This is a genomic window from Bradyrhizobium sp. JR3.5 (assembly GCF_054057015.1).
Genome location: NZ_JBSRYV010000002.1, coordinates 3,803,609 through 3,815,343, shown reverse-complemented (window position 1 = coordinate 3,815,343; position 11,735 = coordinate 3,803,609). Strand labels below are relative to the sequence as shown.

The 11,735-nt window shown below is 62.5% G+C and carries 10 protein-coding genes and 3 pseudogenes; 6 read left to right on the top strand and 7 right to left on the bottom strand.

Features of this window, described 5'->3' with window-relative positions; translation table 11 throughout:
- The first annotated feature begins 163 nt into the window (after positions 1 to 163).
- Complete coding sequence (locus ACVWW1_RS35105) at positions 164 to 835, top strand: TetR/AcrR family transcriptional regulator (RefSeq protein ID WP_456660751.1); 672 nt, start codon at positions 164 to 166, stop codon at positions 833 to 835.
- A 108-nt stretch (positions 836 to 943) separates the two neighbouring features.
- On the opposite strand, the pseudogene ACVWW1_RS35100 reads toward ACVWW1_RS35105, so the two are convergent.
- The 4 genes and pseudogenes from ACVWW1_RS35100 to ACVWW1_RS35085 form a co-directional block, all read right to left on the bottom strand.
- Positions 944 to 3,173: pseudogene (locus ACVWW1_RS35100) on the bottom strand (molybdopterin cofactor-binding domain-containing protein).
- Positions 3,170 to 3,658 carry a (2Fe-2S)-binding protein gene (locus ACVWW1_RS35095; protein WP_456659029.1) on the bottom strand — a complete coding sequence of 163 codons (489 nt, stop codon included), beginning with the start codon at positions 3,656 to 3,658 and terminating at the stop codon, positions 3,170 to 3,172. The pseudogene ACVWW1_RS35100 and the gene ACVWW1_RS35095 overlap by 4 nt, the downstream one beginning before the upstream one ends.
- Before the next feature lie 40 nt (positions 3,659 to 3,698).
- Positions 3,699 to 4,352, bottom strand: a complete 654-nt coding sequence (locus ACVWW1_RS35090) for a c-type cytochrome (RefSeq protein WP_456659028.1) — start codon at positions 4,350 to 4,352, stop codon at positions 3,699 to 3,701.
- Positions 4,349 to 5,005: a hypothetical protein gene (locus tag ACVWW1_RS35085; RefSeq protein ID WP_456659027.1), complete on the bottom strand. Its 657-nt coding sequence runs from the start codon at positions 5,003 to 5,005 to the stop codon at positions 4,349 to 4,351. Before ACVWW1_RS35085 ends, ACVWW1_RS35090 begins: the two co-directional genes overlap by 4 nt.
- 390 nt (positions 5,006 to 5,395) lie before the next feature.
- Between ACVWW1_RS35085 and ACVWW1_RS35080 the strand changes: the two genes are divergently transcribed.
- From ACVWW1_RS35080 to ACVWW1_RS35070, 3 genes and pseudogenes are all read left to right on the top strand, one after another.
- Positions 5,396 to 6,601 (top strand): MFS transporter, encoded by a 1,206-nt coding sequence (locus ACVWW1_RS35080; RefSeq protein WP_456659026.1) that lies wholly within the window; start codon positions 5,396 to 5,398, stop codon positions 6,599 to 6,601.
- Positions 6,502 to 7,317, top strand: a pseudogene (locus ACVWW1_RS35075) (oxidoreductase); the annotation flags it as partial. The gene ACVWW1_RS35080 and the pseudogene ACVWW1_RS35075, both read left to right, overlap by 100 nt.
- Positions 7,318 to 7,405: 88 nt before the next feature.
- Positions 7,406 to 7,777: an oxidoreductase gene (locus tag ACVWW1_RS35070; RefSeq protein WP_456659025.1), complete on the top strand. Its 372-nt coding sequence runs from the start codon at positions 7,406 to 7,408 to the stop codon at positions 7,775 to 7,777.
- Between the two features lie 39 nt (positions 7,778 to 7,816).
- On the opposite strand, the gene ACVWW1_RS35065 is transcribed toward ACVWW1_RS35070, so the two are convergent.
- The 3 genes and pseudogenes from ACVWW1_RS35065 to ACVWW1_RS35055 all read right to left on the bottom strand — a co-directional run bounded on the left by ACVWW1_RS35065 (position 7,817) and on the right by ACVWW1_RS35055 (position 9,996).
- Positions 7,817 to 8,416, bottom strand: a complete 600-nt coding sequence (locus tag ACVWW1_RS35065; RefSeq protein WP_456659024.1) for an adenylate/guanylate cyclase domain-containing protein — start codon at positions 8,414 to 8,416, stop codon at positions 7,817 to 7,819.
- A gap of 1 nt (position 8,417) precedes the next feature.
- The gene (locus tag ACVWW1_RS35060) at positions 8,418 to 8,930 is read right to left on the bottom strand and encodes a hypothetical protein (protein ID WP_456659023.1); all 513 of its coding nucleotides are present in this window, start codon (positions 8,928 to 8,930) and stop codon (positions 8,418 to 8,420) included.
- A 159-nt stretch (positions 8,931 to 9,089) separates the two neighbouring features.
- Positions 9,090 to 9,996 (bottom strand): annotated as a pseudogene (locus ACVWW1_RS35055) (LysR family transcriptional regulator).
- A gap of 124 nt (positions 9,997 to 10,120) precedes the next feature.
- On the opposite strand from ACVWW1_RS35055, the gene ACVWW1_RS35050 reads away from it, so the two are divergent.
- Positions 10,121 to 11,059 carry a ring-cleaving dioxygenase gene (locus tag ACVWW1_RS35050; protein WP_456659022.1) on the top strand — a complete coding sequence of 313 codons (939 nt, stop codon included), beginning with the start codon at positions 10,121 to 10,123 and terminating at the stop codon, positions 11,057 to 11,059.
- Positions 11,056 to 11,691 (top strand): alpha/beta hydrolase, encoded by a 636-nt coding sequence (locus ACVWW1_RS35045; protein WP_456659021.1) that lies wholly within the window; start codon positions 11,056 to 11,058, stop codon positions 11,689 to 11,691. Before ACVWW1_RS35050 ends, ACVWW1_RS35045 begins: the two co-directional genes overlap by 4 nt.
- Positions 11,692 to 11,735: the final 44 nt, after the last annotated feature.

Sequence of the window (11,735 nt, the reverse complement as noted above, 5' to 3'; positions counted from 1 at the left end):
CAAGCAGGCTTATTTATCAATTGATCAATTATTGGGTCGTCTTTGACCCAAGTCAACGATTATTTATCATCTGATAAACAAAACGTGATGGTGCCGCGGCCGATCGGCTGCGGTGTCAAATCGGTGTAGAAGTGCCAAAAGCACTCAAACTGGCGAATCAGGTGTGAAACAGCCCAGCAGAGCGCGTCTCCGAACGCCGATCCGAGAGCAGCAGAGGCTGGACCCGTCCGAGCGGGAAGCCATCATCGCGCGGGGAGCCGTCTCGTTTTTCGCCGAGTACGGGTTCGAGGGGCAGACCCGCGAACTCGCAAAGCGGCTGCGCATTACCCAGCCCCTGCTCTACCGCTACTTTCCGAGCAAGGAAGCTCTCATCGAGCGGGTCTATCAGGACGTTTTCGTCGAACGCTGGAAGCCATCTTGGGAGAAAGTCATCACTGATCGCTCGGTCCCTCTGAAGGCGCGGCTGGTCCATTTCTATCGCGAATACGCCGAGGCCATCCTCACCTACGAGTGGATCCGCCTGTTCATGTTCGCGGGCCTGAAGGATCTCGGATTGAATGCCCGCTATCTCAAAATGCTGCGCGAGCGCGCGTTCGAAAAGGTGATCGAGGAAATCAGGGTCGAGTATGGACGCCCCTCGACCGACGAACTTCCGGTCACCGTTCTCGAAATCGAGATGGTGTGGGGACTGCACGCGGCGATCTTCTACCTCGGAGTGCGTCAATTCATCTACTCGATGCCCCTCGAAACGGACGTCAATTCGATCATCGACGCAAAAATAGCGACGTTCCTGAATGGCGTTCGTCCCGTTCTACCGGCCAAAGCACCGGTCTAGGTCCGGGAGGCACGTCTGCAGCCTTGTTAAAAGCAAATTGGAAGCCGTGGATGTATCGGTGCGCCGTACTTCTACCACGCCTTCAAACCTCCAAATCACTACTTCCGATCAGACCGCAATGGCTCGCTTGATCCGGGCGGCAGTGAATGGAAGTTCATGCATTCGAACGCCAGTTGCATCCCTGATCGCGTTGGCAATCGCGGCTCCGGCCGGCCCTTGCGCCGCCTCGGCGACACCATAGAAGGCATCGCCGGGCCGATCTATCAGGTCGACTTCGACCGACTTCGGGACGCTGCCGAACCGCATGATCGGATAGGCTGACCAATCTACCGAAGTGACGCGGGTGCGATCGAACGTCACCTGTTCGAAAAGCGTCCAGCTTATCGACTGCAAAATGCCGCCTTCGATTTGGTTGCGGACGCCATCCGGATTCACGACCTGCCCGGTGTCCACCGCCGCCACGACGCGACGGACGCGAACGATGCCGCTTTGGCGCGGAAGGTCTATCTCGACGGCCACCGCACACCAAGCCTCGAGGTTCTTGTAACGCGCAAAGCCAAACCCGAATCCGGTGCTCTCGGAACGCTTGACCCGCGTAGTCCAACCGAAACGCGATGCGACCGTTTCGATGACTTCACGAGCTCGAGGATCTTCGGTGTGCCGAAGTCGAAACGTCACGGGGTCTTGCGCCGAGCGCGCTGCCAATTCGTCGAGGACGCTCTCGATCGAGAGGACATTGAGATAACCGCCCAGGGAGCGCATGGACGAACCGCGCAAGGGCATGTCGGGCAGGAAGTGGCTGATTACCTTGCAGTTCGCGATCGCGTAGAGCGGAATCGCGTTCCGGTCGCCGCCGCCTTCCGGCTGCGCAAGCGCGACGGGCGGCGCGGGCGGGAAGGGGTCCGACTTCAGTCGGGCGGCAATCAGCGTCCCCGGCGGTCCGGGCCGCATCATGTGGGACTGGCTCCAAACTTCGTGGTGCCAATCCGCGATCGCGCCGTCGGCGCCGACTGTCGCCTTCAGCTTGACCACCATGCCCGGCCCGAACGGATCCCATGCGTGCTCCTGTTCGCGCATCAGTTGGACCCTGACCGGCCGCCCGGGCCACCGCGACGGCGAGCATCGCCGCGTCGGCCGCAACGTCATCGGCACCGTTGTGGCCGTAGCATCCGGCGCCTTCCGCATGGACGCAGCGCACGTTCTCGGCGGGCATCCGCAGCATGCCGGCGATCGCATCCCGAAGGAAGAACACACCTTGGGTATGGGTCCAAATCGTGAGCTTTCCTTCCTTGAGTTGCGCAAGCGCGCACGCCGGTCCGATTGATCCGTGCGTGAGATAAGGCCTGCTGAAGGTGCCTTCGACCGGGATTCCCGGCGCGCCCGGATTTCCGGTGCCGTGAATCGTCGTGTCGCGCGATGGCAGATTCATCAGTGCGGCCGGCAGATCCGCCTCGTCCGGCAGTGCCTCGCGCTCGATCCAATTCGTCGTGGCCGCAAGAGTTCGCATTCCCTGCACTGCAGCCCACTCGCGTTCCGCGATTACGCCGAGGAAATTGCCATCCCGCACGACCTTGACGATCCCGGCCATCCGCTCGACCCGCGCGACGTCGCAGTCCCGCAACGTGGCGCCATAACTCGGCGGGCGAACGACACGACCGTGCAGCATCCCTTCGGGGCGCAGATCGTGGACGTACGCCACTCCACCAGTCACCTTGGCCGGAATATCGACCCTTGGAACGGGCCGGCTCATCACGGTGAAGTCTGCCGGCGAGGTCAGGCGCGAAGTCTGACCGGCGTCGACCGACAGCAACTGATCGCGAACCAATTCACTGTAGCCGAGCCGCTTGCCATCGGCCCCGAACACCTCGCCATCGCGCACCTTCAGCGAAGCGGCGGACACGCCGAGTCTGCGGGCCGCCTCGTCGCGGAGTAATTCGCGCGCTTGCGCCGCCGCATGCCGAATCGCGGTGCCGGAGTCCTGCATCGAATGGCTGGCGGCCGTGTAGCCTTCATTGGGCGTCCGCGCAGTGTCGGCCGTGACCAGCGATAACCGCCCTAGCGGCAACTTGAGCTCCTCCGCCGCGACCTGAAGGAGCGCCGTTTTAAGGCCTTGCCCAAGCTCGGCCTTTCCGGTGAGGATCGTCGCGGCACCCGACGCATCGATGCGGATCCACGCGTCGATTTTCGGAGTGTCGTCGAGGCTTCCCGGCAAACCGTGCTTCGAGGATCCTCCACCCGTGCCGGTTTCGGTCTGTGCGTGCGTCCCGGACAGCCGGAAGGCGACGATAAGCGCGCCGGCGCCAGCCAGAACGCTGCGCCGAGAGACAGCCTGCGTCATCGACCTGTCCTCGCCTCAACTGTCTTTGGCCGCATCTCTTCTGCGGCGCGCCGGATCGCACGCAAGATGCGCATGTGCGTTCCGCATCGGCAAAGATGAGGTTGCAATTCCGCTTCGATCGACTCGTCGGTGGCGTGCGGATCGCGATTGAGCAATGCCTGGGCGCGCATCATCATGCCGGGAATGCAGTATCCGCATTGTGCAGCCTGCTCAGCGATGAAGGCGCGCTGCATCGGGCCAGGAGCGTCCCGGCTCCCGATTCCCTCCAGCGTGGTGACCGTCCGTCCCTCCAATACCATCACCGGCGTCACGCAGGAGAACACAGCCTTGCCATCCACAATGACAGTGCAAGCTCCGCATTGGCCGAGCCCGCACCCGAATTTCGCCGCGTTCAGGCCGAGTTCGTCCCTGAGAACGTAGAGCAGCGGCGTATCAGGGCTCGCCTCGATGGATCGACTCTCGCCGTTGACGATCAGGGTTGTCATGCTTCTTCGCCGAGCCTCCTGTGTCCTTGTTCGGTCCAACTCACCGGCTGCCTCTTGCTTCCGCAATCGCCTTGGTCAACCCATCCCATTGCTGCTTTCCCGCAAACCGCGTGCGCAAGTAGTTGACGAGATCGGATATCTGCCGGTCGTCAAGGACATCGCCGAAACCGGGCATGATGGGATGCGCGGACGCGCCGGCAGCTGCCGGTATCCCCCGCACCACCAGATTGATCAGGTTAACGGGCGTCTCGTCTGCGACCGCGGTGGAGAGACCGAGCCTTAAGCCGCCGAGCGGCAAAGGTCTGTCGCCATCGTGGCACGACGCACAGACGGTGGTGTAGATCGCACCGCCCGCCTCGGACGGGATCGAGGGCGTCGCCGCCTGAACACCGGCGGCTTGCGGCAGGCGCCCCGGACCTGAAGCTGGCTGCTCCGCACCATTCCACCCCTCTCCTTTGCCGAGAGAGGCGAGATAGTGGGCCATTGCGCCGACGTCGGCGGGATCGACCTGGGACAAATTGTCGACCACGTTCGCCATAGGCCCCTGAGCGCTCCCATGCAGGGGATGCGAGCCACGTGCGAGATAGTCCGCGAGGGCGGCTTCGTCCCATGCGACTGGCGATAGCGAGCTTCGACCGAGCGCATAGGCACGCCAGCCTTCGGCCTCACCGCCTGCGAAACTGGCCGATTTCATTTCCGCGCCGAGAAGGTTTCGAGGGGAATGGCAGGCGCCGCAGTGACCCAGTCCGTCGACCAGGTACTTGCCCCTGTTCCATTTCTCGTGTCCTTCGACGGATCGGCGACGAAACGCGCTCGGCGGAGGAAGAGAAGTTTCCAGCCGGCCAGCGTCAGACGGACATTGAGAGGAAAAGGAAGCTCGTTCGGTGGTGCCGACGACTTGACCGGATCGAGCGACATGAAGAAGGCGTACAAGGCCCTCACGTCCTCAACCGATACGCGCGTGAAATGGTCGTACGGAAAAGCCGGATAGAGGTGGCGTCCTTCGCGATCGACGCCGGACCGCAGAGCACGAATGAAAGCCTGCTCCGACCAGCGGCCGATGCCGGTCTCCGGATCTGGCGTGATGTTGGTGGAGTAGATCGTTCCGAAGGGCGTCGGCATTGCAAGCCCTCCAGCATACGGGAGCCCGTCGGGCGCGGTATGGCACGTGGCGCAGTCGCCAAGGAGGGCAAGGCTTGCTCCAAGGCGCACCACGGCACGATCCGGTGCGCCGAGCGACCTCGGATCGATCGGAGGAATCGGTGATTCCCAAGCATAAAGAAGTGCGGCCATCCCACCGAACGTCCCGATGGCTAGCAGTGCGAGCAGAACGAACCTCAGTTTCATCGCCCTCCCCTCTTGGATGCGAATGCCATATCAGGCGGGTCATGGCGTCTTCTTTTCAGTTTCATGCGCGACTTGCACAATCCCCCGATCACAGTTCGACGAGCCAATCCAAAGCGTGCGTACGGAATCCAATACGTTCGTTCATCCGCAACGTAAGGATCGATCAAGACTCTCACGTCTGAAAAACGAACGTGCAGGCAAGGTGCTATCGCGGCAATCGCCAACGTCGTCGCGGTCCCGCGCCGATGAAGCACACGCTCATGGGAGCCATCCATTTTCGAGGGCATCTTGCTATTTATCGATCGATAATTAACTGTCGGTCCTGCTTGAGGTCAAGAGCCGGGCGCATCGAACCGAGACCGCGTTCCGACGAAACGAGGATTTGCCGCCATGTCGACGTCAACGATTGCGACGGACCAACAGGTCCCCGAACTCACGCGCGTACGCACGTTCGCTATGGCGGTCTGTGCGGGGATCGCGGTCGCGAACATCTATTATAACCAGCCCCTGCTGGGCCTGATCGAGGCGAGCTACCCGAATTCCTCGGCAATCGGCCTCATTCCCACGGCCACGCAATTCGGCTACGCCGTCGGCCTCCTGTTCCTGGTGCCCCTAGGGGATCTGGTCGAAAGGCGACGCCTCATCGCCGCGCAGTTCGTCGTTCTGGCAGCGGCTCTCGCATTCGCCGCGATCGCTCCGTCCACGTTCGCGTTGATTGCGGCGTCGCTCATGCTGGGTGTGGTGGCCACCGTGGCCCAACAGATCGTCCCGTTTGCCGCAACGCTTGCCGACGACCGGACCAGAGGCGCGGCAGTCGGAACGGTGGTCAGCGGAATTCTGGGCGGCATTCTCCTCAGCCGCACGATAGCCGGCTTGGTCGGGTCGCACTTCGGATGGCGCGAGATGTTCTGGCTTGGCGTCCCCTTGGCACTCGGTGCGGCCGCGCTGGTGCGCTCGATCCTGCCCCGGCACCATGCGACGCAGGCCATCGGATACCCTGCCGCGCTGCGCTCGCTCGTCCACCTGCTCGTCGAGGAGCCGGCGCTTCGACTGGCCGCAGCGACGCAAGCGATGCTGTTCGCCTCCTTCATCGCTTTCTGGACAATCTTGTCTCTCCATCTGCAGGAACCGGCGTTTGGACTCGGTCCCGAGATTGCTGGCCTGTTTGGCGTCATCGGCGCGTCGGGAATGCTCGCCGCGCCGCTCGCAGGTCGCGTAGCCGACAAGCGGGGGCCTCATCTCGTGATTGCGATCGCTGCCGCGGTCTCGCTCTCCTCCTGGGCTATTTTTGTAGGCTGGAACGCCATCGCGGGATTGGTCGTCGGCGTCGTGTTGCTCGACGCGGGCGTGAACGCAGCGCTCGTCTCAAATCAGCACCTTATCTTCGCTCTGCGTCCCGAGGCGCGAAGCAGGCTGAACACCATATTCATGACGGCGATGTTCGTCGGCGGTTCTCTCGGATCGCTCGGTGCGAGTTGGGCATATACGCACCTGTCATGGCTCGGCGTTTGTGGATACGGGGCCGCGCTCGCGACAGCGGGTCTGCTCTTGCAGCTACCGACGGTTTTGTCCCGGGCCGGCAAGACACATCACTGACGTCACTCTCCTGTGAATGGACCATTTTGAAACTGGAAGGAGCGAGATACATGGTGGGTCTCTTTCATTCGACCGCGTTGGGCGATCTTAGTCTTAAGAACAAAATAGTAATGGCCCCGATGACGCGCTCGCGCGCCGACGAGCGGGGCGTCATCAATCCCACCGCATCGGAGTATTACGCAGCGCGGGCGAGCGCCGGCCTTATCGTGACCGAGGGCGTGAACGTGGGACCGATGTCCCGCGCCTTTGACCGGACGCCCGGTCTCTGGACGGAGGAGCAGACCGAAGGATGGAAAGCGGTCGTCGATCGGATCCACGAAGAAGGGGGGCGCGTCGTCGCGCAGCTCTGGCACGCCGGGCGCGCGAGCTCGCGTGGCCTGCTGTCCGACAGACAACCGCTATCTCCGTCGGGCGTGAACGACGATCTGGATCGGCTACAGGTATGGGCGCTCCTCGCCAACGGCTCATACGTGCGGATCGCCGCCACGTCGTCGCGCGCAATGACCCCTGCGGATATCCAGGGTGTCGTGAGCGAATTCCGACTAGCGGCCGCCAACGCCGTGCGCGCGGGGTTCGACGGGGTCGAGATCCACGGCGCCAATGGTTATCTGATCCACCAGTTTCTGTCCTCGACGATTAACCTGCGAACCGACGACTATGGCGGTAGCGCCGAAAGACGATCCAGGTTGCTTCTGGAAATCGTCGCGGCGATTTCCGATGTCGTGCCGCGTTCACGGATAGGACTGCGGCTATCGCCGTTCGCAGACTACAACAGCGTTCGGGACCCGAAACCGGAGGATACCTATGGGCAACTCGCAAATTGGCTGGGAACTGCGGGGCTTTTCATATCTGCACCTTGCCGACACGAACGCTTGGACCGGTGCGCCCGACTACGAAAGGATGCTGTCGATATTCCGTGGACACTATCGCGGGCCCCTCATCGTCAATGCGGGCATCACCCCCGAGCATGCCGCGCGGATCGTCGATTCTGGAGAAGCGGACGCGGTCGCCTTCGGCCGTCTCTTTCTCGCAAATCCGGACCTTCCGGCGCGAATTCGAGTTGGTGGCCCCTACAGCTCGCCGCAGCCATTCGGGGTATATGGCGGTTCGGATTCCGGATATCTCGACTATCCGACACTCGACACTGGCAGCAGAGAGACCGCGGAGCGAGCTTAGTGCTGGCCGAACCGCCGAACGGGCAGGCCTGCGGATTCGTCAGCACGCCATTCCGTACACGGACATCCGGGCGGAGACGCCCCGCAACTGGTGCTCACCGAGATGCTCGGCATCATGAGAGAGATGTCGGGCGACGGCTTCCGTCATGAGCAAGTCCCGGCCTATAATCTTGGTGAGCGCTTCCACGCGGCAGGCCTCATTGACGGCCGCGCCGATGACCGTGAAGTCAAGGCGGTCTGGAGCGCCGATATTGCCGAAAAAGACCTCACCTTCGTGAAGGACGATGCCCGCCCGCAGCAAGGCGCGGCCTTCGGCGTCGGATGCGACACGGATGTTCCGATTGGCGGCTTCGAGTCTGGCAATCGCCTCCCTCGCCGCCGAGACGGCCGCGCGCGACGCTTCGGCGACTCCGACCGTCACCGGAAAGACGGCGAGCATTCCGTCGCCGATGAATTTGAGAATTTCGCCGCCGTGAGTGGCCACGGCGCTCACCATCGCTTCGAAGTAGGCGTTGAGCAGCACCAGCATGTCGGCCGGGGCCAGTACGTCCGACATTTTCGTGAAGTTTCGGAGATCCGAGACCCATATCACGGCGCGGATCGAGTCTCCTGCGCCGCGTTTGATCGCGCCTTCGAGCACCTTAGCGGCGGCGCCGTAACCAAAGGTAGGCGCCCAGCGCGTTTTCGGAGATCTTCAACTCGCTGTGCCGCTGCACGTGCAAGGCGAATAGTTTGAAGAGGCGGGTCAGGGCATCTATCTCCGCCTCGGCGAAACCGCCGGCCGCTTTCGTCGCGATGGTGATCACGTTACGTGTATCCAGGCCAGATAAGGGAATCGCCACGTAATCGGTCATGCCGGCAGCCGCGAGTTCGATCATGATGGGAAATTCCGCCTGCGCCGACGGCTCGTTCGGCATTCGCCGGATCGTCTCGCCGGTCTCCACAATGCGCTGCAGCGGATTGAGCTTGTAGGCATCGGAGTCGACCGCCGCGTCACCGACCCGCACCTCGTCGCAGAAACCATCCTCAGCGTTCCAGACCCACGCGAACCCCGCGAGCTGGGGGTGGAGCGTGCCGATGTGCAGGGTTAGTCGATCGACCGAAGAGCGGGCGGCCATCATCCGACGGATCAGCTTGACGAGGAGCTCGATCATCTGCCTCTCACGGCAGAGGCCTCTTCCAGCAGCCAGTTTTCGATCTCGGCTAAAGTGTCCGCGCTGCCGGGGGCGACAGCGATCGGGCCGGCTCTTCGCACGAACGACACCGACGGAGGATAGGATCGAGGCGACGGATCGCAAGTCTCGGAAGCCATTTCAGTTCCCTCGCTTATCGACTTCACGGCCGAAGCGTTCGACGAGGAAATCGATGAAGAGCCGCACCTTCACTGACAGGTGTCTGGTCGGCGGATAGACCGCGTACAACGTGAGCGGCGGCGCCCAAAAGTCGTTCAATATCGCCTTCAATCGTCCCTGCTGGAGTGCCTCTCCGGCGATGAACTCGGGGATCAACGCCACGCCCCTTCCCTTGACCGCGACGTCGCGCAACACCTCCGCGTTGTTGACGCATAGGGACCAGGCGGGCTGGATCCAGTGCTCCCCATCCGCGCCGGTCAGCTTCCACTGATTGCCGGTGAGCAGGAAACCGTAGGTCAGCGAGACGTGATTGCCGCAGGTCCTGCGGGTGATGAGGCGTACCGTGCCGCTTGAGATAGTCCGGCGAAGCGCAGACCACTCTCGGCATCGGCGTGATCTTCCGGGCGATCAAACTCGACGATTCGAGCTCGGCAATTCGGAGCGTCACATCGAATCCATCCTGGACCGGATCGAGGAGGTCGTCGCTCAGCACAAGCTGAAGCTGCATCTCCGGATATTTGGTCATGAAGTCGGCGATTGCCGGCCCCAGTCTGATCGTGCCGAAGGACATCGGTGCATTGATGCGCAGGAGGCCGCGCGGCGTCGACTGCAAATGCGCAACCGCCTGATCGGCGGCATCGAGCTCAGAGAGAACCACCAGCGCCCGCTCGAAATAGAGCTGACCGTTCTCGTTCGGACTCGCGTGTCTGGTCGTACGGTTCAGAAGCTGCACGCCAAGACTCTCCTCCAGTTCCGCGACGTATTTGCTGACGGCGGACCTGGACAGGCGCAACTGGCGGCCCGCTTCGGAAAAACTCCCGGTCTCCACCACCTTCGCGAAGGCCTTCAGGCAGGCCAACTTGTCCATGTCAGACCCCGATTGTCGCCAATTTGTAGACAGAGACGCCACAAGAGCATGGATTGTTCTCAATTCAAAGCCATCCGATATGTCGAGGCAGAGCCAAGCGGCTCTTTTGAACCCAGAGGGCAAGATGTCAGGCATCCATCACGTCACCGCCATCGCAGGCGACCCGCAGAAGAATTTCGGCTTCTACACGCGGGACCTCGGCCTGCGTTTCGTCAAGAAGACGGTCAATTTCGACGATCCCGCCACCTACCATTTCTATTACGGAGACGAGGCCGGCCGGCCAGGCACGATCCTCACCTTCTTCCCCTGGGAAGGGGCTCCGGAGGGACGTCGCGGTGTCGGCGAAACCCATCAAACAACTTTTCGCGTCCCGCAGGGCTCGCTGGGTTACTGGACCCAGCGCTTCCTGGAAAAGGGCATCAAGTTCGAGGCGCTCGAAAAGCGCTTCGGCGAATCCGTGCTCGCCTTCTCTGACCCGGACGGCATGGCGCTTGCGCTCGTCGGTATCCCCGGCGCCGAGGACGAACCGGCATGGAGCAACGGCGACGTACCGGCGGAGCATGCAATCCGCGGCTTCCAGGGCGTCACTCTCCTGCTCGACGACGCGACCAGGACCGCCAGGGTTCTTACCGGCGTGTTCGGCTTCCGCGAGACCGCGCGGGAGGGCTCCGTAATCCGGTTCAAGGCGCCGGGCGACGCGCAGGGAAACGTGGTCGACATCTATGAGGCGAAGGGCTTTCTGCGTGGCAGGCAGGGCCGTGGCTCGGTGCACCACATCGCATTCCGCGCCAAGGACGACGCCGAACAGGGAAGCATGGCCGAGAAGCTCGTCAGTAATCACGGACTGCATCCCACCGAACAGAAGGACCGCAACTACTTCCGATCGATCTACTTCCGGGAGCCGGGCGGCGTGCTGTTCGAGATCGCGACGGATATTCCAGGGTTTGCGGTGGACGAACCGGTCGAAACGCTCGGCCGCGATCTGAAACTGCCGAGCTTCCTCGAGCCGCACCGCAAGGAAATCGAGGGTGTTCTGCCCGAGCTTCAAGGAGCCGCGTCATGACCACAAGGCCTCCATTCACGTATCGCTTCGAACCTGGCGATCGGACGGGCGCGCCGCCCTTGCTGCTCCTTCACGGCACGGGCGGCGACGAGAACGATCTGCTGCAGCTCGGTGCCATGATCTCGCCAGGCTCCCCGCTCCTGTCGCCTCGCGGCCGCGTTCTCGAGAACGGGATGCCACGTTTCTTTCGCCGCCTCGCAGAAGGCGTCTTCGACGAGGAAGACGTCCGCCACCGCGCGCTTGAACTTGGGGAGTTCATCCAGGACGCTCGGGAGCGCTACGGCATCGAATCGCCGCTCGCCGTGGGCTACTCGAACGGCGCCAACATCGCCGCCGCGCTTCTCCTTATCAGGCCCCGGGTGCTGTCCGGAGCGATCCTGCTGCGGGCCATGGTCCCGCTGACGGACCCTCCTGCCGCGGATATCGGCGGAAAGACGGTCTTGATCCTGTCCGGACGGCAAGACCCAATCGTTCCTGCTGACAATGCGGATGCGCTGGCCAGCATGCTGTCGACAGCGGGAGCAAAGGTTGACCATCGACTCCTCCCGGTTGGCCATCAGCTTTCGCAGGCCGACATCACCATCCCCCGTGCGTGGCTGGCCGACGCGAAGCACCAAGCAACGGTCTCCTGACGATCGATCTCAGACCCGGTCGACGTGCCGTTCGGACAGCTCGT